Origin of the sequence: Syntrophomonas sp. UBA1041, assembly GCF_002316705.1 — a bacterium.
Lineage (GTDB): Bacteria > Bacillota > Syntrophomonadia > Syntrophomonadales > Syntrophomonadaceae > DTU019.
This window is the reverse complement of sequence record NZ_DCEA01000115.1, coordinates 3,507-27,732: the sequence shown is the minus strand read 5'-3', so window position 1 is coordinate 27,732 and position 24,226 is coordinate 3,507. Positions and strand designations below refer to the sequence as shown.

The 24,226-nt window shown below is 47.2% G+C and carries 28 protein-coding genes and 2 riboswitches; of the genes, 23 read left to right on the top strand and 5 right to left on the bottom strand.

All coding sequences use genetic code 11. The annotated features are described in order from the left end of the window. The 17 genes from B2633_RS16835 to B2633_RS16755 form a co-directional block, all read left to right on the top strand. Nucleotides 1-555: thiamine pyrophosphate-dependent enzyme (locus B2633_RS16835; protein WP_483171833.1), on the top strand; the 555-nt coding region annotated here is incomplete at its 5' end. 70 nt (nucleotides 556-625) lie between these two features. Continuing rightward, nucleotides 626-1,534, top strand: a complete 909-nt coding sequence (locus tag B2633_RS16830; RefSeq protein WP_483171832.1) for a precorrin-6B methylase — start codon at nucleotides 626-628, stop codon at nucleotides 1,532-1,534. Nucleotides 1,535-1,679: 145 nt separating this feature from the next. After that, nucleotides 1,680-1,961: a hypothetical protein gene (locus B2633_RS16825; RefSeq protein ID WP_483171831.1), complete on the top strand. Its 282-nt coding sequence runs from the start codon at nucleotides 1,680-1,682 to the stop codon at nucleotides 1,959-1,961. Between the two features lie 122 nt (nucleotides 1,962-2,083). Then, a complete protein-coding gene (locus tag B2633_RS16820; RefSeq protein ID WP_483171830.1) occupies nucleotides 2,084-3,073 on the top strand; it encodes a metal ABC transporter substrate-binding protein in 990 nt (329 codons plus the stop codon). 1 nt (nucleotide 3,074) lies between these two features. After that, on the top strand, nucleotides 3,075-3,785 hold the full coding sequence (locus B2633_RS16815) for a metal ABC transporter ATP-binding protein (protein WP_483171829.1): 711 nt from the start codon (nucleotides 3,075-3,077) through the stop codon (nucleotides 3,783-3,785). Next, nucleotides 3,778-4,608: a metal ABC transporter permease gene (locus B2633_RS16810; RefSeq protein ID WP_483171828.1), complete on the top strand. Its 831-nt coding sequence runs from the start codon at nucleotides 3,778-3,780 to the stop codon at nucleotides 4,606-4,608. Before B2633_RS16815 ends, B2633_RS16810 begins: the two co-directional genes overlap by 8 nt. Next, nucleotides 4,605-5,156, top strand: coding sequence for a TIGR03943 family putative permease subunit (locus tag B2633_RS16805; RefSeq protein WP_483171827.1), 552 nt, complete (start codon nucleotides 4,605-4,607; stop codon nucleotides 5,154-5,156). Before B2633_RS16810 ends, B2633_RS16805 begins: the two co-directional genes overlap by 4 nt. Nucleotides 5,157-5,299: 143 nt before the next feature. After that, nucleotides 5,300-5,632 (top strand): arsenosugar biosynthesis-associated peroxidase-like protein, encoded by a 333-nt coding sequence (locus B2633_RS16800; RefSeq protein ID WP_483171826.1) that lies wholly within the window; start codon nucleotides 5,300-5,302, stop codon nucleotides 5,630-5,632. Between the two features lie 11 nt (nucleotides 5,633-5,643). Continuing rightward, nucleotides 5,644-6,621 carry an arsenosugar biosynthesis radical SAM (seleno)protein ArsS gene (arsS, locus tag B2633_RS16795; RefSeq protein WP_483171825.1) on the top strand — a complete coding sequence of 326 codons (978 nt, stop codon included), beginning with the start codon at nucleotides 5,644-5,646 and terminating at the stop codon, nucleotides 6,619-6,621. Nucleotides 6,622-6,945: 324 nt separating this feature from the next. Further along, complete coding sequence (locus B2633_RS16790) at nucleotides 6,946-7,638, top strand: TVP38/TMEM64 family protein (protein ID WP_483171824.1); 693 nt, start codon at nucleotides 6,946-6,948, stop codon at nucleotides 7,636-7,638. 38 nt (nucleotides 7,639-7,676) lie between these two features. Beyond that, nucleotides 7,677-8,372: a YdjY domain-containing protein gene (locus tag B2633_RS16785; RefSeq protein ID WP_483171823.1), complete on the top strand. Its 696-nt coding sequence runs from the start codon at nucleotides 7,677-7,679 to the stop codon at nucleotides 8,370-8,372. 65 nt (nucleotides 8,373-8,437) lie between these two features. Continuing rightward, the gene (locus B2633_RS16780) at nucleotides 8,438-8,821 is read left to right on the top strand and encodes a hypothetical protein (RefSeq protein WP_483171822.1); all 384 of its coding nucleotides are present in this window, start codon (nucleotides 8,438-8,440) and stop codon (nucleotides 8,819-8,821) included. A gap of 60 nt (nucleotides 8,822-8,881) precedes the next feature. Continuing rightward, nucleotides 8,882-10,081, top strand: coding sequence for an ABC transporter permease (locus B2633_RS16775; protein ID WP_483171821.1), 1,200 nt, complete (start codon nucleotides 8,882-8,884; stop codon nucleotides 10,079-10,081). Further along, entirely contained in the window at nucleotides 10,082-10,759 is a 678-nt protein-coding gene (locus B2633_RS16770) for an ABC transporter ATP-binding protein (protein ID WP_483171820.1), read from the top strand. Between the two features lie 25 nt (nucleotides 10,760-10,784). After that, entirely contained in the window at nucleotides 10,785-11,219 is a 435-nt protein-coding gene (locus B2633_RS16765) for a DUF4418 family protein (RefSeq protein ID WP_483171819.1), read from the top strand. A gap of 11 nt (nucleotides 11,220-11,230) precedes the next feature. Next, complete coding sequence (locus B2633_RS16760) at nucleotides 11,231-11,953, top strand: TIGR04282 family arsenosugar biosynthesis glycosyltransferase (RefSeq protein WP_483171818.1); 723 nt, start codon at nucleotides 11,231-11,233, stop codon at nucleotides 11,951-11,953. Beyond that, nucleotides 11,950-12,657 (top strand): TVP38/TMEM64 family protein, encoded by a 708-nt coding sequence (locus tag B2633_RS16755; RefSeq protein WP_481042493.1) that lies wholly within the window; start codon nucleotides 11,950-11,952, stop codon nucleotides 12,655-12,657. The genes B2633_RS16760 and B2633_RS16755 overlap by 4 nt, the downstream gene beginning before the upstream one ends. Here the strand turns inward: B2633_RS16755 and B2633_RS16750 are convergent, their stop codons facing one another. After that, nucleotides 12,658-14,418, bottom strand: coding sequence for a serine hydrolase domain-containing protein (locus B2633_RS16750; RefSeq protein ID WP_483171817.1), 1,761 nt, complete (start codon nucleotides 14,416-14,418; stop codon nucleotides 12,658-12,660). 401 nt (nucleotides 14,419-14,819) lie between these two features. Next, a riboswitch (TPP riboswitch) is annotated at nucleotides 14,820-14,932 on the top strand. A gap of 191 nt (nucleotides 14,933-15,123) precedes the next feature. Here B2633_RS16750 and thiD point away from each other — a divergent pair. The 4 genes from thiD to B2633_RS16730 all read left to right on the top strand — a co-directional run bounded on the left by thiD (nucleotide 15,124) and on the right by B2633_RS16730 (nucleotide 18,624). Beyond that, the gene (gene thiD, locus B2633_RS16745; protein ID WP_483171816.1) at nucleotides 15,124-15,918 is read left to right on the top strand and encodes a bifunctional hydroxymethylpyrimidine kinase/phosphomethylpyrimidine kinase; all 795 of its coding nucleotides are present in this window, start codon (nucleotides 15,124-15,126) and stop codon (nucleotides 15,916-15,918) included. A gap of 323 nt (nucleotides 15,919-16,241) precedes the next feature. Beyond that, the gene (locus B2633_RS16740; RefSeq protein ID WP_483171815.1) at nucleotides 16,242-17,381 is read left to right on the top strand and encodes an acyl-CoA dehydrogenase family protein; all 1,140 of its coding nucleotides are present in this window, start codon (nucleotides 16,242-16,244) and stop codon (nucleotides 17,379-17,381) included. 164 nt (nucleotides 17,382-17,545) lie between these two features. After that, a complete protein-coding gene (locus B2633_RS16735; RefSeq protein ID WP_483171814.1) occupies nucleotides 17,546-17,992 on the top strand; it encodes a DUF3795 domain-containing protein in 447 nt (148 codons plus the stop codon). Nucleotides 17,993-18,171: 179 nt separating this feature from the next. Continuing rightward, nucleotides 18,172-18,624, top strand: coding sequence for a hypothetical protein (locus tag B2633_RS16730; RefSeq protein ID WP_483171813.1), 453 nt, complete (start codon nucleotides 18,172-18,174; stop codon nucleotides 18,622-18,624). A gap of 276 nt (nucleotides 18,625-18,900) precedes the next feature. Here B2633_RS16730 and B2633_RS16725 read toward each other — a convergent pair whose 3' ends face one another. From B2633_RS16725 to B2633_RS16710, 4 genes are all read right to left on the bottom strand, one after another. Then, a complete protein-coding gene (locus tag B2633_RS16725; RefSeq protein ID WP_483171812.1) occupies nucleotides 18,901-19,056 on the bottom strand; it encodes a hypothetical protein in 156 nt (51 codons plus the stop codon). 125 nt (nucleotides 19,057-19,181) lie between these two features. Continuing rightward, a complete protein-coding gene (locus tag B2633_RS16720) occupies nucleotides 19,182-19,922 on the bottom strand; it encodes a hypothetical protein (RefSeq protein ID WP_483171811.1) in 741 nt (246 codons plus the stop codon). A gap of 49 nt (nucleotides 19,923-19,971) precedes the next feature. Next, the gene (locus B2633_RS16715) at nucleotides 19,972-20,700 is read right to left on the bottom strand and encodes a hypothetical protein (RefSeq protein WP_483171810.1); all 729 of its coding nucleotides are present in this window, start codon (nucleotides 20,698-20,700) and stop codon (nucleotides 19,972-19,974) included. 64 nt (nucleotides 20,701-20,764) lie between these two features. Further along, a complete protein-coding gene (locus B2633_RS16710) occupies nucleotides 20,765-20,959 on the bottom strand; it encodes a hypothetical protein (RefSeq protein WP_483171809.1) in 195 nt (64 codons plus the stop codon). A gap of 112 nt (nucleotides 20,960-21,071) precedes the next feature. Further along, nucleotides 21,072-21,189: riboswitch (molybdenum cofactor riboswitch) on the bottom strand. 308 nt (nucleotides 21,190-21,497) lie between these two features. On the opposite strand from B2633_RS16710, the gene B2633_RS16705 reads away from it, so the two are divergent. Both B2633_RS16705 and B2633_RS16700 read left to right on the top strand, forming a co-directional pair. After that, the gene (locus tag B2633_RS16705) at nucleotides 21,498-22,445 is read left to right on the top strand and encodes a helix-turn-helix domain-containing protein (protein ID WP_483171808.1); all 948 of its coding nucleotides are present in this window, start codon (nucleotides 21,498-21,500) and stop codon (nucleotides 22,443-22,445) included. A 98-nt stretch (nucleotides 22,446-22,543) separates the two neighbouring features. After that, a partial coding sequence (locus B2633_RS16700; RefSeq protein WP_483171838.1) for an immunoglobulin-like domain-containing protein occupies nucleotides 22,544-24,226 on the top strand: 1,683 nt, incomplete at its 3' end.

Here is a 24,226-nt window from a genome sequence, read left to right as displayed (position 1 = left end):
GGTCATGACATGGTCTACGTCTGTTATGACAACGAGGCTTATATGAATACCGGAATACAGCGTTCATCTTCAACACCCCGCTTTGCCCGCACCACTACCTCGCCGGTAGGCTCTGCGGGGCAGGGTAAGAAACAGAATAAAAAAGATCTCACCGAGATTTTAATTGCTCATAATATCCCCTATGTGGCTCAGACTGCCCCGATAGGCAATTTCAAGGATCTGCACACCAAGTCTTATAAGGCCATTTATACTGAGGGCCCGTGCTTTATGAACATATTGTCCCCATGCCCCAGAGGTTGGGACTACCCCATGGCCAAGCTGGCGGAGATTACCAGGCTGGCGGTGGATACTTGCGTTTGGCCCCTTTTCGAAGTCGAAGAGGGGGTATGGCGTCTGAGCTATACACCGAAGAAAAAGCTGCCGGTGGAAGACTTTCTTCGTCCTCAGGGCAGATTCCGTCATATGTTCTTGAGAGGCAATGAGTGGATGATCGAAGCAGCGCAAGCATACGTGGATCAGAAATGGGAGCGCTTGCTGGAACGCGCCGGCGCTTAAATCTTAAGCCCGAGACTGGGAGTAAATTCAAAATAATGTTATGATAACTGTTAACAAGGAGGTTTTGCCTGTGGAACAATCAATGTTTACCAATGAGGTCATTTTATCCTGGCTCCGGTATTTTTCGCAGAACGTTGATATCGACCTGGCAAAACTGAAGATACTGGATATTACAGGCAAGAATAAAAACCTGATTCCCACCGTTATGTGCAACCGGGTTGTCTTGGTCTTTACGGATGCCGGACATCCGGATATTTTCTACGATATGTGGAATGCGGAACTGGGAGAGTGTGATATCTGGTACAATGAGGGCTCGGATCCGGAAGGCCCCATCAAGCACGACAAGGTCTCAGACATGATCAACCGCGGAATTAACTACTCCGCAGCCATGTTGATTCTGAATCCCAACGCTGCCACGAATTATCAGATAGGCATGGAGAACAGCCGTTTCTCCTGCGGATCGGTTCAGTATGTGTGCCGGGAAGTTCGGGCTGTCATAATGAATAAGCTCAACCTGCGGGACCAGGATAATATAGTTATAATTTCAGGTGAGAGCATCGCGGTGGAAGCCGCCATTATCGCTGCTGAGGGCACTGTCATCGCTGTGGAATATGACCGCAGGGATTGGAATACCATGAAATGCAATGTTGAGAAATTTGGCCTGAGCAATGTGATAATCGTTGAGTCTCTGCAGGACGGCATCCTGGATGAGCTGCCGGTGCCGGACATAGCGTTTATTGTGGGTTCGCCGCGGATAGGCAGTGAAATAAAGAATCTGCTGGCCGTCAATCCGGCCATGGATTTTGTGATCTACACTTTGGACTTCGAAGTACTAACCTCTCTTCCGGCATTGTTTAAGGAAAACGGTCTGGAGCGCACGGAAGCAATCCATATAGAGGTATCGCGAGTCAACAGCAAAAAAATGGTGGAGCCGTTTCCGGCTCCCTGGCTGATCTCGGCCAAAAGCCTTAAGAGATAGCAATAACGATGCGCTCCGCTCCGGCCAGGCTGATAAATCTTAATATACGTTGGGAGTAGGGGCAGTTATGTGCTGTACTACAATTGACATCCATTCAGCGCAGTATAAACGATGCGGGGCGCGGCCGGCGGTAAGGCTGATTGCCTTGGCTGCATGCATCCTCTTTATTACCGCATCCCTGCTTTCAGCCGCTTTTATCCTGACCCATGCCAATCATGAGCACGATCACAATGGTGCGGACGGAAGCTGTGCGACCTGCACCAACATGATGGCTGCTGGGAATCTGCTCAAACAACTTTCCACGCCTTTGGCCGGCTCCGCGCTTGGGTTGGGGAGCCTGCTTGCCGTCCTTTCTGCTTTAGAGCATATTTCTTGCCATATAAGCTTTTATACCCTGGTCAGCTTAAAAGTCCGATTAAATAATTGAAATAACCTTCGTAAGGAAGTGTTGTGCCCGTTTGAGGGGTTGTTGCGCCTTTTTCAAGCGGCTGCCAGCGGTTCCTGGTATTTTTATGCCTACAGATAAAAATAAACGGAGGTTTTACTCATATGAAGCGATTTATTTTATTTATACTCGCGGTGCTGCTCGTCGCCGTGACCTTGACCGGTTGCGACGGATTCAACAAGCCCGCCGAAAATACCTTATCCACCGACGGCGAGAAGAATATCAGTGTCGTCGCCACGATTTTCCCGCCCTATGATTTTACACGCGAAATTACAGGAGACAAGGCCGACGTGACCATGCTCCTGCCCCCGGCTTCCGAAAGCCATTCCTTTGAGCCTACCCCGCAGGACATCATCAAAATCCAAAACTGCGATTTATTTCTCTATGTCGGCGGGGAATCCGACGAGTGGGTGAACGAGGTGCTGGAGTCGATGGACACCAGTAAAATGAAAATCGTTGCCTTGATGGATTGTGTAGAGGTCGTCGAGGAAGAAATCGTTGAAGGCATGGAAGAAGAGGAAGAGGAGGAAGAAGAACCTGCCGACTCCAATGAGCCTGAGGGGCCGGAATATGACGAGCACGTCTGGACTTCGCCCCAAAACTCGAAATTGATTGTTCAGAAAATATCCGCCGCCCTCTGCGAGGCTGATCCCGCAAATGCTTCCGCCTATCAGCAAAACACCGCGGCTTACCTGAGCGAACTGGATGAACTGGATGCGGCGTTCCAAGATGTGATGAATAACGCCAAGCGCAAAACCATCGTGTTCGGCGACCGTTTCCCCTTCCGCTACTTTGCGGATGCCTATGGGCTGGACTATTTTGCAGCTTTCCCCGGTTGTTCCGCGGAAACGGAATGCAGCGCCGCAACTGTGGCCTTCCTGATTGATAAGGTCAAAAATGAGAATATTCCCGTAGTATTCCACGTTGAGTTGTCAAACGGCAAAATCGCAAATACCATCAGTGAAGCGACCGGTGCTAAGGTGCTGTTGCTCCACGCCTGCCACAACATCTCCAAAACGGATTATGAAAGTGGAAAAAGCTACCTCGATTTGATGGCGGGCAACGTGGATGCCTTGAAGGAGGCATTGCAATAATATGGCTCTCATCACCTGCCGGGACGCTTCCTTTGCCTATGAAGGCAACATCGCCGTAAGCGGGCTGAATTTTGAAGTTCACAGCGGAGATTATCTTTGTATTGTGGGGGAGAACGGCTCGGGCAAAAGCACGCTCATCAAGGGCTTGCTGCGGCTGAAGGCCCCGCAGCAGGGAAGCGTCTTGATGGGTGATGGACTTCGAGCAAATGAAATCGGTTATCTGCCGCAGCAAACCGCCGCGCAAAAGGATTTCCCCGCCAGTGCTCATGAGGTGGTATTATCCGGACGGCTCAGCGCAAGGGGTATTCTGCCTTTTTATTCACGGACGGACAAAGCCGCAGTCGAGGAAAACCTCAAACGCCTCGACATATGGAATCTGCGAAACAGGTGCTACAGGGAATTATCCGGCGGCCAGCAGCAGCGGGTGCTGCTGGCACGGGCGCTCTGCGCGGCCCGAAAGGTACTGCTGCTGGATGAGCCGGTCGCCGGGCTTGACCCTGTGGTTACGCAGGAACTCTACCGGCTCATTGAAAAAATCAACCGTGAAACGGGCGAGACCATCATCATGGTCTCGCATGACATTCACGGCGCGGTAAAATACGCCACTCATATTCTCCACTTAAAGAACAGGCAGGTGTTTTTCGGAAAAACAGAGGAATATGTGAATTCCAGTGTGGGTGCTGGATTTCTGGGAGGTGAGCGGAATGCTTGACACCTTGCTAGAGATGTTCTCCTATACCTTCCTGGTCCGGGCGGTCGTTGTTGGTCTGCTGGTGTCGCTCTGCGCGGCACTTTTAGGCGTAAGCCTGGTGCTGAAACGCTACTCTATGATTGGCGACGGGCTTTCCCATGTGGGATTTGGCGCTTTGGCCATTGCCACAGCGATGAACGCGGCGCCGCTGACGGTTTCCATTCCTGTCGTGGTGCTGGCTGCATTCCTGCTCCTGCGGATCAGCGAAAACAGTAAAATCAAGGGTGATGCCGCTATCGCGCTCATCTCTACAAGCTCGCTGGCGATTGGCGTTGTGGTCATATCCCTTACTACAGGCATGAATACGGACGTTTGCAATTATATGTTCGGCACCATTCTGGCCATGAGCAAGGACGATGTTGTTTTGAGCATCGTCCTGGCCATCGTGGTGCTTGCGCTTTTCATCCTGTTTTACAACAAAATATTCGCTGTCACGTTTGATGAAACATTCGCACAGGCCACCGGCGTGAAAACCGGGCTTTATAATATGCTTATCGCCTTCCTGACAGCGATTACCATTGTACTTGGCATGAGAATGATGGGGGCGCTGTTGATTTCCAGCCTCATCATTTTCCCCGCGCTCACCTCTATGCGGGTGTGTAAAAAGTTCAAGAGCGTGACCATATGCTCCGCCGCCGTTTCGGTGATATGCTTTTTTGCCGGCGTGGTCATTTCATACATCAAAGCAACGCCGACGGGCGCCAGCGTGGTCATTGTAAACATCGTCGTGTTCCTGGCATTCTGGGCGGCAGCAGCACTAAAAAAAAGAGGGGTGCGTACATGAAAAAGAAGATATTATGGATTTCCGTTTGTGTGATTCTTGCTCTGTCGGGCTGCCAGGGGCAATCGCCCGTGAATCAGAGTGAAAAAAACGGAAACGGCACACCGGCTGTGAATCTGACGGACAACAGCGTGCAGACAGCGGATTCCGATAACATTGAAGTTGACGACTCAACGGTTCAGGCCGCGAGTAAAGACGTTTTAGAAATAAAAGAGAAAATGTTCATTGCGCAAACCAATGACATCTACTTTAACGCCGAGGATTATATAGGCAAAACAATAAAATACCAGGGGATTTTCAGCATCTTTGAGGTTCCCGAAACCGGGGTGACATATTACTCTGTTATTCGCTATGGGCCCGGCTGCTGCGGGATTGACGCCAACGCCGGTTTTGAAGTGATTTGGAATAAAGACTACCCCAAACAGGACGACTGGGTTGAAGCCGTGGGGGTCCTGGAGGAATACGAGGAGGACGGAAACAAATATCTGCGGCTGGCTCTTACTTCGCTGACGGTGTTGCCTACGCGCGGCGCGGAATATGTTTCGCAATGACCCTTATGATCCAATGTAGTTTCAGGTGAAATTAACTTAATCGTCTCAAGCATTAGGCAGTGCTTTAAAATAGATATTATCATATATAAAAATATTATATACTTAATATAAAATATATTTAGAGTAGGAGGGCTCATGTCAAAATGAAAACCTATTATAATCCGGAAGATTTAGCTCAATTTGAGAACATGGGTGAAGACGCAAAAGTACTTTGGGAGAAATTCATAGCTTATTATAGCCAGGTATTTGCGGAGGGTGCGCTGACTGCCAGAGAAAAGGCTTTGATTGCTTTTGGAGTCGCTCATGCAGTACAATGCCCTTATTGCATCGATTCCTATACCAGAACATTATTGGAAATGGGTGTTAACCAGGAGCAGATGATTGAGGCCGTTCATGCAGCGGCGGCAATTCGCGGCGGTGCAACGCTGGCACATGGTATGCAGGCAAAAAATATCATCAAAAGTCTTGAACTGTAGGAAAAATTGTTATGCAAAATAAGCAATTATTACAATTGAACGGAATCCCGGCTTTTACTGGCAAGGAAGAATGTAAGAGATTCTGTATGACACATAAAAAGCTGGATATTATGCAGGTCAATATGGGGAGAAAATGCAACCTGTTCTGTAAGCATTGTCATATTGAAGCCGGTTTCGACCGTCCGGAAGTAATGAATAGAGCAGTAATGGAAGCCTGCCTGCAGGTTTTTGAAAAGAATCATTTCACTATCCTGGATATTACCGGGGGAGCCCCGGAGATGAACCCGGATTTCCAATGGTTTGTGGAAGAAGCTGCAAGACGAAAAATACACACCATTGTACGGACTAATCTGGTTATTTTAGAAGAAGAGGGGTACCGTCATCTCCCTGAATTATATGCCCGGTTAAAAATAGAAGTAGTAGCCTCTTTGCCCTATTACACAGAAAAAGACACCGATAGACAACGGGGAAAAGGCGTTTTTTCGTCTTGCATCTCAATGTTGCAGCAGTTAAACCGTTTGGGGTACGGAGCAACACCGGATCTAATGCTTAATCTGGTCTATAACCCGGGCGGCGCTTTTCTGCCTCCTGATCAGATAAGTTTGACCGTGGATTTTAAAAGGAAATTGTACGATTTATATGGCATTTCATTCAATAACTTATATACCTTAACCAACAACCCCATTGGAAGGTTTAGCGAATTTCTGCAACGAAGCGGAAATATGACAGCCTACTTAAATCGCCTGGTAGCTGCCTATAACCCGGCAACAGTTGAGAATATGATGTGCAGAAACCAGCTATCTGTAGGTTGGGATGGGCTTCTTTATGATTGTGACTTTAATCAAGCCTTAGGCCTCACTATTAATGGAATAAACCATATACAGGATTTGATAGACAAACCTCTAACGGCGCGTAAGATTGTATTCGGAAACCACTGCTATGCCTGTACCGCAGGAGCCGGTTCGAGCTGTGGCGGAGCTATTGCTTGAAATAGGATATAAGTTTACAAACAACTTACCCGCAGGATCGGGATACCCGGTCTTGCGGGTTTGCCGTCTTTAATACGAGTATTATTGTCTGCTTATTGCGCCGGACTTAAAAGCTTATCCTTTTGCATTCTAAACGGGATTGTAGCAATACCAGATTGTAGGAATATATCCGACCCCGGAAATAATAAAAAATAGTTATAGTTAGCAAAAACGTGGGTAATAATTTATGCCTGCTAATGGCTATATATTGTGATATACTATTTTTAGCTAATTTGGGGTAGCGTCTTTTTTAAAAGGTGGTGGTATCTACTGGAGGGTTGCTGAATGAAACGGTTGAGACAAAAAAATTTTATTAGCGCAGCTTTTATTCTGATTTTTGGCCTGGTCTGGTATTTGTCTAAGAGATCAGGAATGTTTGCAGACCCGACCGCAGAGGGATTAAGGAGTTATATATCCTCTTTTGGGGTTTTCGGTCCAATTGTCTATATGGCCATGTTTTCTGTGATTCCATCTGGCTCAGTTATTGCAATAGCAGGAGGAATGGCCTTTGGTATGCTTTGGGGAACCGTGTATACGATGATTGGGGCATTAATTGGAGCAACAGTTGCCTTTTATATCTCGCGGTTTTTAGGCAGAAGTGTCGTTGAAAAACTTATCAAGGGAAAAATTCAAAAGTTCGATGAGGGTATCGAAAAAGGCGGGTTTATCTTGATTCTGATTCTAAGGCTTATTCCCTTGATACCTTTTAATGTAGTTAGCTGTGGGGCCGGTCTGACCAAGAGTAAATATACCGACTACATACTGTCGACAGCGATAGGAATTATTCCTGGGGTTTTAGTATTTACCAACCTTGGGGATAAGGCCTTAAATGTGAGATCCTCTGAGTTTTGTTTAGCGATTGGAATACTAGCCCTGATGGTTATAGTATCTATTTTCTTGAAGAAAAGGTACTCATTTGACGAGCTGCTGATGAGAGTTTTAAGAAAGCCCGAGGGAGTTAAACAGACAATAACTTAAAAGTGTTGAAAACTAAAATCAATGGAGGGTTTCGAAAGATGAAAAAGGTATTATCCCTGCTTTTAATGCTGGTATTCGTTATGGCGGTATTAGCCGGATGTAATTCGAAAACAACCTCAACATCGACAACACCTGCAGACGCCAATGCAGCCGCGGAATTCAAATTGGGTGATCTTTCAGACTCAAAACCTCTGGTTGTCAACAATGAAAAGAAAGAAGTCCAATACTTGGCCCAGGTTAATGGCAAGTATTTCACCGAATCAACCAGACACGGAGTGGTGTTCAAAGACGGAAGTAATGGCGAAAAGGCGGTATTAAGAGGATTTGCCAATCAGAACGATTTCTATAATGCACTTATTGAAATAGGAGCCAAACCTGGAAACAACATTTCTCTGGATGATATGAAATTAGCCGAAGAGACCGTTCAGGGCTCCAAACTCAATGTATTTGTTACCTGGGAAGGATTGGGCAAGGAAATACCTTTTAGCGATATATTAAAGGCCACTGAAAACAGACCCATGGACGTTCGTTTTGGCGGCAACCTGGAGAATGCTACCAATCTTAAAACCGGATGTATTCTGTGTTTGGACAGCTGTGCTGTAGGCATAACCAGCAACGCCGCTTTCAAGGCCAATGAAATTACGACCACAAAACAAGTGACTATTACTGGCAACGGGGATGTATTACCCCAAGACGGCACCAAGGTTGCTGTGATCTTCAGGCTTGCAGAATAGTAAGAAGTGATGCAGGCGAGGGTACTGCCCCTTGCCTGCATTAATTATTGCTGCAGAGGACGGGTATGAGAATATTTTCATTGCTTTATAACGGATTTATTTGGGGGATGCTCATAGCCATTATGGCTTTTCAGAACGAGTGGCTGGAAATGCGCGTCAACATTGGTCTTATTATTCCCGCAGTTATGTTCCTGGTTACAGCAGTTGTGTTATTAATGAAAAAGCCATTGAATTTATCGGGCAGGTTTACCGCAGTAAATCTATTTGTAGGTGTTTGGGCCGCTTTTTTGATTTTGGGAAGCAAAAGATTGCTGGTTGTTCCTGCAGCTATGATTAGAGAAGCAATTAAAATGACTGACCTCGGCTTTTCCACAATTAACCTGGTTCTAATTATTGGCTTGATCGCAGGTTTAACCGCTATATGGGTCGGAAAGCCTACAAACCAGTAACGTATTATCATAGCCAGTAGTCTGTTATTAATGTTGCCGAAATAAACGGAGGGTTGAGCTTTGTGGTATCTGGCCTGGCGCAATACCATTAGAAGACGCAGCCAGTCTACGCTGACGATTATTATAACCGGGTTGACAATATTTATCTTAGTTATGGTTTCCTTGATATTTCTGATGGTGCGGGAGGGATTGGCCCTTTCCGCTGAGCGTTTAGGGGCTGATCTCATTGTCCTTCCCGATCAGGCGGAGGCGGATGCATATCAAACCCTATTTACTGCAGATCCGGCTAATATCTATATGCCTGAATCTATAGTGGAGGAATTATTAAAAATTGACGGGATTGCCCAGGCAAGCCCCCAATTTTTCACTCAAACCCTGACCGGAGGCTGCTGTAGTTACGGAGAAGAAATTCGCCTGGTGGGATATGATGTAACGACCGATTTTATATTAAAACCGTATTTTAACGAGCAGAATATCGGCGTTTTAGGGGATGATCAGGTTGTTATCGGCAGCAAGGTTGAAGCTCGTCTGGGCAATATAGTTGCAATCTTGGGAAAACCTTTTAATGTGGTAGGCACCCTGTATCCTACCGGCAGCGGAATGGACGGAACCATATTTATCAATATTGATGTTGCGCGAAAGCTGGCCGGCGATATTCCTGAACTTCAACATTTATGGAAGAATGCCGGATCCGGTGAGCTTATTTCTTCGATTCTAATTAAGAGCGAGCCAAGCGTTAATACAGATCAAATAATTGAACATATTAACCAGTCGGGCTTGAATGCACAAACGTTTGCAACCAGTGAAACCATACGCAATATGAAAATCCAAATTAACACTATTAGTGCAATCATTTTTAGTTTGTGCCTGGCTTCATTGCTGATTGCAGTTCTTGCTTTGGTGGGACGATTCAATTCCCTGGCCAGGGAACGTAAAAGTGAAATCGGCCTTCTGAGGGCCATAGGGATTCAGAAAAAGCAGGTGTTTCTGCTCATCGTGAGTGAAGCCTGGATCATGGCTTTTACAGGCGGTCTGGCCGGAAGCCTGCTGGCGTGTATTTGCATTACCCCGGTTCTAAATATGCTGGAAAACGCCTTTGTGCTGCCAACCGGGATGTGGACTTTGAAAATGGCTCTACAAGGCGGAAGTATTGGGATTATAGCCGCATTACTATTGGGTTCCCTGGCATCCATATACCCGGCATGGAAAAGTGCCGGCCTTGATCCGCAAGAAGCAATTACGCAGGGAGCATTAGAATAAATGGAAATTTGTCGGCTTGAAAATGTCAGTAAGAGCTATTTTACGGGCGAAAAGCTAACTCCTCTGAGAAATGTTGATCTGGTGGTGAACGCCGGCGATCTCGTCTCCGTTGAGGGTTCTTCTGGAATTGGCAAAAGCACGCTCCTATACGTAATGGGAAGTCTGCTTAAAGCTGACCAAGGAAGACTATATTTGAACAAAAAAGATGTCAGTCTAATGACTGATCAGCAATTGACCAATTTACGGGCCGAAAAGATAGGCTTTATTTTTCAAGAGACCAACCTGATTCAGGCCCTGACATTACAGGAGAACCTGGAGTTTACACGTTCGCTGGTTAAAAAAAGCAAGGATAATTTGGGGGAAATTTTATATTTACTGTCACGGTTGGGATTATCGAGTCATAAGGATCTGCTTCCCTATCAGCTGAGCGGCGGTCAAAGGAGGCGCGCCATGGTAGCCCGTGCACTAATTAACCGCCCTGCTCTTATTCTGGCCGATGAACCAACCAATGACCTGAATGAGTTCTGGGCTCGTGAAATCGTACAGTTATTCTTAGAAGCCAACCAGCAGGGCAGTGCAGTAGTCATTGTAACGCATAATAATCAATGGACCAAAGAGGCTTCTTTCCAGTATCGGCTGGAGGGCGGAAAACTGGCCGCAGTAAAACCGCAGCAGTAGTAAACGGGTTGTTGAGGTGTACATTATGAAAGAACATTTATCAAAGGTTATATTGGGGATGGAACTGCTGGCGTCACTGCTTGTTCTGGGGGCAGTTTTCAGCTGGGCGCCCGTATGCAGTGGTTTGCTTACTCTGCAAAATGGAACCATGGTGCATATGAAATGTTTTTACAGCGGTCAGGCATCGGTTGCATTGGCCTTGATCTTGCTGGCTGCTGCAATAGCAGCGTATTTCTCTAAAGTAGATCATAAAAAAATACAAGGGGTAGTTGTCTTGATAGGAATTATGATTATTGCCAATGCCTATGAATCGGTTATCGGCATAGGAATTTGCAGAAATACTGAAATGGCATGTAATACTACCGCTTTATGGCTTAAGGCCGGTGGCGCTTTAGCTATTGCAGGAGGCCTTTTAGATATTTTCGGCAATGGCGATAAGACCAATAAGCTGATTCTGTAAGAGGGATTAAAGTGCTAAAAACGGCTGTAGTAATGATGACCAAGCTTCCCATACCCGGTTTTTGCAAAAATCGCTTGCATGAAGTCCTCGAAGCATATGAAAGCGCCGAGTTTCAGCGCTTGTGCATCAAGGATTTGACCGCCATGGTCTTGGAGTCTGAACTGCCTTTATATATCTACTATGCCAGCCCGGATGCTTATAAGCTTGGGGATCATGTTTTGGAAGTCTCATATATTCCGCAAAAAGGCGAAGATTTGGGAGAAAGGATGTATCATGCAGTGCAGCAAACCCTTTTGCAGTATGAGGCGGTAATAGTAATTGGCAGCGACCTGCCCGATTTAGAACTCAGAATTGTTTACAAGGCGGTTCAAGATTTGGAGCAATCAGACATGGTTTTAGGACCCTGTTATGATGGTGGTTATTACTTGCTGGGGACTAAAGCAGCTCATCCCGAGATTTTTGCGGGAATAAGTTGGGGCAGCCCCCAGGTTCTGGATCAGACACTGGATAAGGCGAAAAAATCCGGCCTAAGCTTACGCTTGTTGGAAACCAGGCGCGATATTGATACCTGGTACGATATAGTTGATTATTATGACCGCAATACAGGAGTCAATAGAACGGATACCTGTGTTTATACTGAACAATTAATAAAAAAATATGGCTACTCAGGGAGAGGAGACCGGGATGCAGTTAAAAACAAGTCTGTTACATGGCGAGGAGGATGCAGTAAATGAAAAAATCATGGTGGACTAGTTGGTGGTTTAGGTTATTACTGATATTAGTGCCGGTAGCGCTATACTATTTGGTCCCTCCCCTTCATAACGGGATGAATCAAGCTGTAAGTACATTGTCGAAGGTTAACGTTCAAGCAGCCAAGGATTACATTTTATCCTTCGGCATATGGGCGCCTGTCGTTTCATTTCTACTTATGGTTATTCAATCGGTTGCCGCCCCCCTACCGGCATTTATTATTACCTTTGCCAATGCCGGCCTTTTTGGCTGGATTAAAGGTGCTATATTATCATGGTCCAGCGCAATGGCTGGAGCTGCCCTATGCTATGCGATCGCTCGAATTTATGGCCGGTCAGTGGTAGAGAAATTTACTACGCGGGGCGCCCTTGCTGAAGTAGACGAGTTCTTTGAGCATTACGGAAAATGGGCAGTATTAATCGCTCGCTTACTGCCTTTTGTTTCCTTTGATGTGGTAAGTTATGCGGCCGGACTTACTTCTATGGGATTTTGGGAATTCTTTTGGGCAACCGGGCTGGGCCAATTACCTGCCACCCTTGTATATTCATACGTAGGGGATATGTTGGTAGGAAGTGTGAAAACGGTAGTGTTTGGATTACTGATGGTATTTGCCCTCAGCGCATTTATTTTTATGTTTAAACAAATATGGCGGGATCGCCAAAAACAAAAGGCAATCAGTGGAAGATAATTAAAGAATATTAAATAAAAACATCCATATGCAGAATAAGATTCCTGACAGATTCCAAATTATCGGTAACAGATTCAGAGTGTGGTTCTTTGGTTTTACATAGATCGTATATATGAGTGCCGATGCACAGGCGACCAGGATCAGCCATCCGAATATTTTCATATATAGAGCAAAAGCAAGCAGCGAGAAGGTTGCAATACCTTTATATATCAGCAGGCAGAGCGCACAGAATGAAAGGAACTGAACCAGAGAGCATACCAGTAAAATAGGATTGTGTTTTGTTTTTTTCTTCTGCAACAGACGAATCAGTTCTCTGAAAAGAAAAGTAAGAACTATTATAAAAAATAATAGTGGCATAAATAATTGAATGTAACTTTGCTGCCAAAACGGAAGCTTGGAATAAGTTATTGCCGACTCGGTAGCCAGCATGATTGTTTTAGCTTTTTTCTGGAATTTCAAAATGCCCATATTCGAAGCGTAGGTATCTGCTCCGATCAGAGTCAACCGGTCGTCGTTTATGAAATAACCGCTATCCTGCGACCCGCTTATATGCAGCATTTTTCCCGGTACCAGATACCGCAGGATTTTTTCTGGCGTTTTGAAACTTGACCAGTTGTTTGCATAATGGCCGCTAATATCGATAGTGGCTGCACCCGAACCGGGAGCCGGCCGTGTTGCTTCGCCATACAGCAAGTCTGCCGCCTTCTGTATTACCGCATCGATTTCATGTTCAGGAAGATAGGTATTGAAAGATAGAAAAACCCCGGTTTGTTCCTGTGGAAACAAGGCGATGCGGGTATAAAAATGCAGCGTCTCTCCCTTTTTGTCATAATACACCGCGTGGTTTCTTGTTTTCCTGTTCCAGGTATAGCCGACTCCCTCCAACTCTTCTGACATGGAAAACTGCCTGCTGAATATTTCTTCTTTGGACCTGGCCGTTAAGACACGGGTATCCTCATTGTCCAAAAGCCACTGCATATACTTTGCCATATCCCCGGCGGTAGACACGGCGGAACCTTCCGGATAGAGATTCATATAAGGCTCGAGGGTTTCTTCCCCGCTTGGCAGGTATGGTTTGGAAACATAGACAACATCGTGCATGTGCTCGAAGGTCGTCCTGGTCATTCCCAAAGGCAGGAAAACCTGTTCCCGGCAGTACTGGGCAAAATCCTGATCTGTAATGCATTCAACCACATAAGCGGCCAGCGCAATTCCGTAGTTGGAATATGAGACTACTTCGCCCGGTTTAAACACCTGTGCGGGAAGATATTGGCGCACGCTGGCGGCAAGGGGTTCGGTATCACTGACATTGCGAACTGCCATGCCTGTCACCCGGTCTTCAAATCCGGCCGTATGGGTAAGCAGCTGATGCATGGTTACAGGATATGAGAGGGTTGGAAAATCAGAATCAAGGTAGACAGAAATATCACGATTCATATCCAAGCGGCCCTCTTGATGGAGGATTTGAGCTGCCACTGCCACGAAAGTCTTTGAGACCGATCCGATGCGAAAGGCGGTCTTTTCTCCATCAGCGGCAATGCCATTGTATTCATCAGCGAAACCGTATCCCTGGCAAAGTTCAATTCTACCGTTCTTTACGATAGACAGGACCGCTCCTTTTGCATGGCCCGGCCCTGACATGCTGTCTACCATATTATTCAATTCATTGCGGATTTCCTGAGAATTTTGTGCCAAGGCAGGTGTTCCTGTTACTGAGAAGATCAAAAGTAGCGAAATGAATATGCTTAAAAACTTTTTCATAAACATCCTCCCAAGACTTCTTTAAACAATATTGTATCGGACCAACCCGGAATCTATCTGCTCATTTAAATTTACCTTATAATGATTAACTTTGTCTTGTTTGCTTGTTTTTGCGGCCCGGATGATTAATTCCGCCATACCCGCAACCGGCTCCAGCGGGCATATTGGAGGCGGGCATGCTGCTATTGGAATAGCGTAGGGACTGGTGCCCGCTGCCGTTGTTACTTATATATAGAAAGCCGGGCCTGAAATCATTTTCAAGATAGCGATAGGAGAGGCGTTTGACGATTATGATAAACTAAACCCTTGTGGAATCCGTCGCGTTGATATATAGGATCACCCGAACAGCATTAATCTTTCTTGAAGATTAATAATTTATGTGATAACATCCTAAACAACTCCATAAGCACCGGGGGAGCTGGAAAGGCTGGCTGAGATAAGGGACCGATGAATCCCTTGACCCTTTAACCTGATCTGGATAATACCAGCGTAGGGAAGGTTTACAGGCTGAAATTATTAAAGCATAGACCTTTCATCTGGGTCTATGCTTTTTTGATCCACAGGTAAAAGGATGGCTTCTCGGATTTTTGCCATGCCAGGAGCGACGCATTGTCATCGCATGCCAGGAAGAGTTTATTGCTGCCTTTTAATTTTGTGGCTTTGCCGGTATTGTGAATATTCTGGATGCCAGAGGAGAGATTTGATTTGAAAAACCTGTTAACCATTGCCGGCTCTGATTCCAGCGGCGGAGCCGGGATCCAGGCGGACATTAAGACCTTTGCGGCTCTGGGCACCTATGGGATGAGTGTGATCACGGCTGTAACAGCCCAGAATACTCAGGCTGTCATAAAGGTAGCGGAAATGAGTAGGGAAATGGTAAAAGCCCAAATTGATGCGGTCTTTTCTGATATTCGGGTTGACGCCGTTAAAATTGGGATGGTGGCTAACGCCGGTCTCATTCGTCAGATTGCTCTATCCTTGGAAGAATGGGGCGCACAGAATATCGTGCTGGATCCGGTGATGATTTCTAAAAGCGGTTGTGCCCTGCTGGAGCAGGCGGCGATTGAGGCTTTAAAAGAGGAATTGTTCCCAATGGCCACCATCATCACCCCCAATTTACCGGAAGCGGAGGCCCTGCTTGGAAAACCAATTACAAATCAGGAGGAAATGGAAAAGGCGGTCAGGGAGCTTTACCTTTTGGGCCCCCGCAGCGTGTTGATAAAAGGCGGGCACCTGCAGAGCGATGCAGTTGATGTATTTTTCGATGGTGAAAAAATGACCGTGTTTTCAGCCCCCCGCATAAACAGCAAAAATACCCATGGGACAGGATGCACCCTATCCTCGGCGATAGCAGCCCATCTGGCTTTAGGTAACGATTTGATCAGCGCGGTGGGTCAATCCAAAGAGTATCTGACCAAAGCCATTGACAATAGTATTTCTCTGGGCCACGGGGCGGGTCCGGTGCATCATTTCCACAAGTTTTACAGTACTGACGGCTAGCCTGGGAATCAGTTTTCACATGAATGCAGCTTTGCAATCGCATTCCATTGCTGAAAGCATCACCACTTCCCAGGAACTTCAGTATTGTCTTGCTCATTGCAGCATCTACCTTCAGTATGCATTCCCAACTGGAGGCCTTTCCACTATTTACCTTTTAACAAAACCAGCAATAAAGATATGTCCACAGATTCACGCTGAATTTGGGTGTGGATTTAGGACAAGAGTGCTGATAAACTGAAAGATAGATATCTTTATTTCGCCGGTCTCAGCATCTTTTTGTCATGGCAAGTATTGGTATGATTTAAGATGAAAGAGGTGTATTTATGGATTTCATGTATTCGGAAGAACAGGAACTTATTAAATCAAACATCCGCGAATTCGTTTTGAAGTACGTAGAACCCGCAGCCGCGGAGATCGACGCCAACAGCCGCCAGCCTGTAGAGATATTTGAGAAGTTGGGAGAACTGGGTATGATGGGTATATCATATCCGGCCGAGTACGGCGGCGGCGGAGAAAAATTTGTGACTACCATGATGGTCACCGAAGAATTGGCCCGCGCCTGCGCCAGCACCAGCTTTCTCCATTCATACAGCTACGGCCTCGTCGGACACCCCATAGGCACTTTTGGCAATGAAGAACAGAAGAAGCAATATATGCCCGGTCTGGCAGCCGGCAAGGTTATAGGCGCTTTTGCCCTGACCGAACCGGGGGCGGGAACCGATGTCAGTGCGGCCACTACCACGGCGGTGAAAAACGGCGATGAATACATACTCAACGGCACCAAGACTTTCATTACCAACGCCATTGTGGCAGATGTGTTCGTGGCATTCGCCTATACCGACCGTTCCCTGGGTGCCAAGGGGATGAGCGGTTTTTTGATCCCCAAAGGGACCCCGGGACTTATAGTAGGCAAACATTTCGATAAGATGGGGGTTAGAGGCTCGCAAACCTCTGAAGTCGTATTCAAAGACTGCGCTGTGCCGGCTTCCTGTATGCTGGGCAAAGAGGGAGACGGCTTTAAGATCGCTATGAGCGCCCTTGATGTCGGCCGCATAGGCATTGCTGCCATGGCCACCGGCATGACCCAGGGCTGTCTGGATGAATCTGTGCAGTATTCTAAGCTGAGGGTGCAGTTTAACAAGCCTATCGCCAAGCAGCAGGCCATACAGTGGTTTATCGCCAACATGTCCACCGATATCGACGCAGCTCGTTTCCTGTATATGCATGCCGCCTGGTTGAAAGACCAGGGCAAACCATTCAGCCTGGCTGCCTCCAAAGCCAAACTGTTTTGCTCGGAATGCGCGTCCCGGCACACTTCCAAGGCGGTTCAGATTCAAGGCGGATACGGCTTCATGACCGGGGCTAAGGTGGAGCGCCTCTACCGCGATGTCAAGCTGACCGAAATCGGCGAAGGCACCTCCGAAGCCCAGCGTATGATCATCGCCGGTGCGGCCTTGCGCTAATTAATAAAATCATAAGACGGGGTTTCAGTCTCAGGGTGTGGTTCTTTCTGCTTGAACCGCACCCTTTGTTTAGATGTCCTGTTATCGAGCAGGTGTAAAGTGTTTTGCAATTGCTCCGAATATATGGGTACTGATCATGTTTTTGAATCGAGGGGTGTCTGGATATGGAAGAAAGACTCATTGCCCCCTGTGGGATGAACTGCGCACTATGCGTCAATTATCTGGCCCTGAAAAACGACCTGAAGAAACAGGGATTCAAAAAGGCGTACTGCGCCGGCTGCCTGCCGCGCGGCAAGAATTGTATCTTCATGAAAAAGCACTGCGAACTGTTGGGGAAAGGACGGGTGAAGTTTTGCTTTGAATGCGGGGATTATCCCTGCAGGCGTTTGAAATCCCTGGATAAGCGCTACCGCAGCAAATACCATATGAGTATGGTAGAAAACCTCGAACAAATCAAGGAACAGGGCATGAAGAAATTCCTGGCAAAGCAAAGGGAGAAGTGGGGCTGCCCTCAATGCGGCGGGGTTATCTGCTGTCATAACGGGCTGTGCCTAAAGTGCAGTCTAGACAAACTGCGCCAGAATAAAAAATACCGTTGGGGCGAGGAGTAGTTACTACAGAACTAAATTTAGCCCGGTCCCATGCTAAATCGATCAATGCACCATTTGCACCTCTTACGATGCTTCTATAAGCGGAATAAATAGTATTGATATTAGCCACAATAGCAGTGTCAGTATTATGTCAGCTGCAGTTCTCAATTATGAATCGGGCAGAATGAGGGAAGACCTTAATGAACAACGATAAACCGTTGATAGCAGCATTATTAGGTGCTTTATCCACTATGCCAGGGGAGATCTTCACCCGGCTGCTGGTATCGTTTGGTATTGGACAGTACAGTATTTACCAGTTGGATAGCCTTTTTGTGACATTTGACAGGCCTACAGTGATTATCGGGGTCATTGTAAATATTATATTTGGCGGGTTTATCGGGACTGTGTTTTATTATCTGCTTCAGAAGCTCGGTCAAGATTATTTAATTCTTAAAGGTCTAACCATAGGTTTATTATCTTGGGTGCTTACTGAACTTTTATTTACATCGACTATTGAAGGTAAGTATATCCCAATAAGGTCTCTAAGTGATTACTATATACATATATCCGGTGCTGTCGTTTTTGGAGTCACACTAGGATTGCTATTTAAAAAATATTTAGTTACGAACCCTGTTCGACTTGACAACCGGTAGATGCGGGGCGATTATCCCTGAATCCCCTGGATAAGCGCTGCCGCAGCCAATACTATTTAGTATGGGGGAGAATATAAAAGAGCAGGGCATAGAGGCATTTCTGGGACATACAAGGGGCAAGGGGAGCAGAGGCGGCTGCCCTGAATGCGGAGGAGCTATTTTATCTTATGCTATAACGGGCTGTGCTTGGGCTGCAGTTTTAGACATGCCGCGCCATAACAAGAAATGCCGCAGGGGTGAAGAGAAGCCTGAGGCTTGAAGCGTTGAGCACCATTTTTAAGTGAGCAGTAAACAACAAAAAGAATTCATCGTCCAGCGCCGGTAGCGACAATTGTAGCAGGAGACAGCCTCATCGGCCACGATCTCATCTTCATCATCTGGTTCAAATCCGGGGCAGTTCTCAGCAATTTGAGCCACAACATCCCAATCCATTTTACTTCCAGAAAACTCGCGCTCTCCTTTGTCTGTTATAAGCCACATTCTATTTCACATCTCCGATCCAGGCTAATATCTCATGAGATATTATGGCCCCATCCTCATAATCCTTCTCGCCGCGTTTAAAACATGCGCAACATATGGGTGGTGCTGGTCTGCCATTTGGGGTGCTCTATATCAGTCGGAAAAACCATTAATGTATATCGATGATCAAGCAGGACGACTTTTACTTTTTCACCCATACGTACATACTCATTATTATCTAGATTACCGAAATCCATATTTTTGACCTGTTCGACATAGGTTTTTTCTATGATTTCCTTCACTGTCGCAATATAGTATTCTTCATTACCGAGCTTCAGTTTGCCTCTGAATTGTCCATCATTACCAGTAAAGCGAAGTCCCGCTCCGGCCAGTGCACCGATTATCCCTTTGCCGTTGCCGCTCAACTCGAATAAATAAATGCCGGGCATTTTTGCTAATTCTAAAGATTCATCCTTACTGACAAACTTCTCTTTAACCCGATAGGCATATGTAATCAGATCGTCAGGGTTTGCCATTCTTTCCGGAATCACAATCGCCAGTCCAGTATTGGAGTCCGGGGCAACATTAGATTTTATCATGGCACAGGCATATTCAATCAATGCTTCCAGGTATTGTTCTTCAATATTTGCAGAAAAACTCCGCGCAGTATTATGCTTTTTATATCCGATATCAGGATGGGTGTGAAGCCGGTGACGGCTGGGGATTTTGGATTTACCCCAGCCGTTGTCTTCGATAGCCCTGGCTAACAAAGAAGCGGTTTCCCCGGCTTTAAATCCGTCAAGTTGTCGGGAGTCATCAATTCCAATAAATATATTCATGACCCACCTCCGCTTTACATACTGAATGTCATGTGATAAAAGAAGCACCTCAATAATTCTGCAGATGCTTATTGGTACAGGTATGCCACTCATCGTTTTTACGATAGACTAGAAGCTTTCGTTTCCCGTCAAGTAAAACCGTTTTTATTTTATCTCCGATGATAATTATCTCATCGTTTCTCAGAGTTTGTCCTTCAATTGATTGCACTTCATCAATTGCGGTATTCTCAATAATCTCTTGGATCCCCATCGGTTCTCCACTGTCTTTTAATTGCATTTTACCCTGAAATCTTCCGTCATTTCCAGTTATGCGAAGGGCCACTCCGGCCATCGCTCCTATAATTCCCAGTCCGGTTCCCCCATGTTCCGAAAGATGAATACCGCAATGTTCTGCTGTTATGTAGGCTTCATCTTTACTCAGGATTTCAGTTTTAGCCCTGAATCCGAAGGAAATCAAATGGTCGACATCCTTAATCTGGTCACTTACCGCCACACACAGTCCGGGATCAGAACCGGGAGCACTGGTGTTTTCCAAAAAATCGGCTGCGCAATTAATTAGCTCCTCCAAATTATCCATACCAACATCTACAGAAAAACACATAGAGCTGTTGTGGGAAGTATACGGTATATCGGGATGAAGTAACAACTGATGCCGGGTTACGGGTTCGGAGTCCCCCCAGCCCTTGTCTTTGATCATCTTGCGCAGTGCATTGGCTGATTGGCCGGTTGCCCCGATATCCAGGCTGTCGGTATCATCTATGGAAATATAAATCTTCATTTAAACCTTCTCCTTCTCTTTGAGAACACGCTTATCTTGAAGTTTCCCCTATCATATTGCTTTGTTACCTATTGGCTTTCACTTCTCCGACCATCTTTTTAAATTCTTTTCCCTCCATAATCTTTTGAACATCCGTTTCACTTAATTCAAAATCGAAGCATCGTTTATAAAAATACGTAGTCTCGTTCAGCATATCTACATTATTAAAAAGGTCTGGATATATGGGTTTTTCTGTTTTCAGTCCATCAACACTCTCCAAGAGACTCTGAATAAACAAAAAACCCGGCTGAAAAAAGTGCCGGGTTAAGATGACTTTCCAAACAACCTGATTAATATAGATAAACCACAAAAGACAGTTCATCTTTGAATCGGGTCGAATTCAGCGAACTCCTTTCCAAATAGGAGGCATGCCCGTTTCCAGACATACCCTTTCGGCCTGAAAACCCTGGTTTGCGCTTTAGGTTAAAAGGCTCGGAGTATATTCATTTGTTTAATTTACAATATTCAACAAAATATTGATAATTCCTGCCTAACCCAGAGTATTACTGGACAACCTGGATTCCCGGAATATCATAACGATGTTGCTTGGAACCAGCGTCTAATTGCTGTCTAGACCTCCGCAATATGTATCTTACAATGATCAAGGGTGCTGAAGAAGTAAAAAAAGGGATACTTTCAACGGCGGTCTATTTTTTTGAAAAAACCTGACTTTTTTTTCTCGGAGCTTAAAAGTGTCAATGCGCCGCCTTTTCAAATGCAATAGAGTTATGGCAACGAGGAAAGAAAGGTGATGATGAATGTACCCGGAAATCGTTGAATTTTCAGAGCAGCTACCACTGAAAGCGAAGGTAGCGCGGGTCGACGAATACCCCTACCACTGGCACAGCGCCGTGGAGATCATCCTGGTGCTGGAGGGCAAGGCGGAGATTACCCTGTGCGGCGAAACCCACCTGCTGAAAGCGAACGAAATCGCTGTGGTCAACGTGGACGAGCCGCACCGCATCAAAAAGAGCGGCGGAGCAAACCGGCTGCTGCTTCTGCAGATAGACCCCGTCTTCTGCGGCCGTGTCGATCCGGACTTTGCATATGTGCTTTTTCACTGCTGTTCCACTTACCACGAGGCCGAAGTGCCGGAAAGATACCGCTGTCTGAAAGAACACATCTCCCGGTTGGTGCAGCTCCTCCCGGACGATGAAAAAGGCCCGTACCATGAAGCCTCCGTAGAAGCCCGTCTAACGGAGCTGCTGGCCTATATGACCGACAACTTCGATTATTTACGCTACGGTGCGGGGATCAAGCGGATCAGCGACCGGCAGGTGCAGCGGTACAGGCAGATTTATGAGTATGTACGGCAGAAGCCGGTGGCGCGCAACTCCCTGGCGGAGCTGGCGAAGGCCGCGGGGATCACCCAGCAGCACATGTCCAATGACATCCGGGAGAAATACGGGTATTCTCTGCGGGAGCTGATCAACAGCGGCTACTGCATGCAGGCGGCCCGGCTGCTGCTCTCCACGGACAAAATGATCTACGAGATTTCGCCGGAATGCGGGTTCTCCGATCCCAAATACCTGATCAAGAGCTTCAAGCAGTTTTATAGCTGCACACCCTCCGAATTCCGCATGAGGCACAAGACCGGAGCCGAAGGACTGGAATCGCAGACGCGATTTGAGGATTTTCCCCTGTCCTGCGCAAAAAAATTTTTAGTTTTTTCCTTAAACCTTAAAAGTGTCAATGCCTCATTTTGAAAAACCCTATACAATGTTTGTCATTGGACACCACGACCCTACGGCTAAAATCGGGGTCGTAAAATTTCATAGATGGGAGGACGATAACAGTGAAAAACATGTTTCGGAAAATAACGGCCTTGGTTCTATCGCTCTGCATGATCGCAGGCATGACGGGCCTTCCGGTGACAGCTTATGCGGAAGGGCTTGACGACGCGGCCATCGTCGCCACCGACAAGGACGCCCTCGCCGTAGGCTTCGCGGACGGCGACAGCGCGGAGGGCGTGACCGGGAATCTGATCCTGGTGACGACCGGCGCTTCGGGAAGCGGCATCGTATGGCTGTCGGATACCCCAGAGGTGATCGACAATGACGGCACGGTCACAAGGCCGGATAGCGAGGCCGAGGACGCGAAAATCAACCTGACCGCCACAATTACTTACGGCGAGGCCGAGGACACCAAGGCCTTCACGGTAACGGTACTAAAAGCACAGGCGGAATTGAGCGACAGCGAAATCGTTGCCGACGATCAGGATGGCCTCGCCATCGGCTTCGCAGAGGGCGACAGCGCGGACAGCGTAACCGGCGATCTAACGCTGCCGCTGACCGGCGTTTTGGGCAGCGCCATCACATGGCTGTCGGATACCTCGGAGATAATCGCCCATGACGGTGCGGTCACACGGCCGGACGCCGACGCCGAAGATGCGGAAGTCGCCCTGACCGCTACGATTACTTATGGTGAGGCCGAGGATACCAAGGTATTCACGGTGACGGTGCTGAAAGAACAGACGGATGAAGGCGAACCGCAGATGTTGTTCGGCCCGATGTCAGTGACATGGGTGGGCGACGGCTCTGCGGGCAGTCCTTATGAGGTATCGTCCGCGGCGCACCTTGCAAATATTCCTAATCAGGGATTGGATAAGCACTACATCCAAACAGAGAATATTGACTTGGTGGAGGCGGGCTATACCAACTGGACGCCCATCGGGGATAGCATTAACCTATTCGCCGGCTCTTACAACGGCGACAACAAGACCATATCCAACCTGACCATCAACGACGGAACAAGCACATATGTGGGCCTGTTCGGTGAGGTAGACAGCGGCGGAACTCTCACAAATATCACGCTAGAAAACGTCTCGGTCAACTCAACCATAGAATCCGGATGCGTAGGCGGTTTGGCCGGCAGCAACTTTGGTTCCATCAGCCAATGCAGCAGTGACGGCAGCGTCACCGGCGGCGACAGAGCAAGCACGGGCGGCCTGGTTGGTCTTAACTATATTTCTGGAACCGTCAGCCAATGCAGCAGCGACGGCACGGTGACCAGCGGGGACGTTGCACGCGTGGGCGGCCTTGCCGGCGGCAACTACGGGGCGATTTCAGCCAGCACAAGCGGCGCAAACGTAAACGGAGGGGATTACTCGAGCGCGGGCGGCCTTATCGGTTCTATTAACTCGGTGGGTGTGAGCGGATCGAGCATCAGCAACAGCAACAGCACCGGAAACGTTCGCGGTGGAGCGGACGCAGACGTAGGCGGGCTGGTGGGGTATCGCAGGGGGTCCTTCACAGCCAGTGTGAGCATAACCAATAGCCACAGTACCGGCTTTATTGAAGGCGGGAGCGGCGCGACTGTAGGCGGCTTGATCGGCTACGATATTATAACTACCATTTCCCTTGACAGTATTGCCGTTACCGCCCCGGCAAATAAACTCACCTATTCGTGGGGCGATCAGCTGGACATCACCGGTTTGGAGGTAAAAGGATACTATGCGGGCGGCAACACCGCGATGCTGCCTATTACC

Bases quoted from the DNA above. Each gene is read 5' to 3' on its own strand.
- B2633_RS16740 (WP_483171815.1), top strand. From the start codon at position 16,242: ATGGATTTCATGTATTCGGAAGAACAGGAACTTATTAAATCAAACATC.
- B2633_RS16780 (WP_483171822.1), top strand. From the start codon at position 8,438: ATGAGAATATTTTCATTGCTTTATAACGGATTTATTTGGGGGATGCTC.
- B2633_RS16790 (WP_483171824.1), top strand. From the start codon at position 6,946: ATGAAACGGTTGAGACAAAAAAATTTTATTAGCGCAGCTTTTATTCTG.
- B2633_RS16810 (WP_483171828.1), top strand. From the start codon at position 3,778: ATGCTTGACACCTTGCTAGAGATGTTCTCCTATACCTTCCTGGTCCGG.
- B2633_RS16705 (WP_483171808.1), top strand. From the start codon at position 21,498: ATGTACCCGGAAATCGTTGAATTTTCAGAGCAGCTACCACTGAAAGCG.
- B2633_RS16755 (WP_481042493.1), top strand. From the start codon at position 11,950: ATGAAAAAATCATGGTGGACTAGTTGGTGGTTTAGGTTATTACTGATA.
- B2633_RS16750 (WP_483171817.1), bottom strand. From the start codon at position 14,418: ATGAAAAAGTTTTTAAGCATATTCATTTCGCTACTTTTGATCTTCTCA.
- B2633_RS16725 (WP_483171812.1), bottom strand. From the start codon at position 19,056: ATGGATTGGGATGTTGTGGCTCAAATTGCTGAGAACTGCCCCGGATTT.
- B2633_RS16720 (WP_483171811.1), bottom strand. From the start codon at position 19,922: ATGAATATATTTATTGGAATTGATGACTCCCGACAACTTGACGGATTT.
- B2633_RS16730 (WP_483171813.1), top strand. From the start codon at position 18,172: ATGAACAACGATAAACCGTTGATAGCAGCATTATTAGGTGCTTTATCC.
- B2633_RS16805 (WP_483171827.1), top strand. From the start codon at position 4,605: ATGAAAAAGAAGATATTATGGATTTCCGTTTGTGTGATTCTTGCTCTG.
- B2633_RS16765 (WP_483171819.1), top strand. From the start codon at position 10,785: ATGAAAGAACATTTATCAAAGGTTATATTGGGGATGGAACTGCTGGCG.
- B2633_RS16735 (WP_483171814.1), top strand. From the start codon at position 17,546: ATGGAAGAAAGACTCATTGCCCCCTGTGGGATGAACTGCGCACTATGC.
- B2633_RS16820 (WP_483171830.1), top strand. From the start codon at position 2,084: ATGAAGCGATTTATTTTATTTATACTCGCGGTGCTGCTCGTCGCCGTG.
- B2633_RS16785 (WP_483171823.1), top strand. From the start codon at position 7,677: ATGAAAAAGGTATTATCCCTGCTTTTAATGCTGGTATTCGTTATGGCG.
- B2633_RS16815 (WP_483171829.1), top strand. From the start codon at position 3,075: ATGGCTCTCATCACCTGCCGGGACGCTTCCTTTGCCTATGAAGGCAAC.
- B2633_RS16800 (WP_483171826.1), top strand. From the start codon at position 5,300: ATGAAAACCTATTATAATCCGGAAGATTTAGCTCAATTTGAGAACATG.
- arsS (WP_483171825.1), top strand. From the start codon at position 5,644: ATGCAAAATAAGCAATTATTACAATTGAACGGAATCCCGGCTTTTACT.
- B2633_RS16770 (WP_483171820.1), top strand. From the start codon at position 10,082: ATGGAAATTTGTCGGCTTGAAAATGTCAGTAAGAGCTATTTTACGGGC.
- B2633_RS16715 (WP_483171810.1), bottom strand. From the start codon at position 20,700: ATGAAGATTTATATTTCCATAGATGATACCGACAGCCTGGATATCGGG.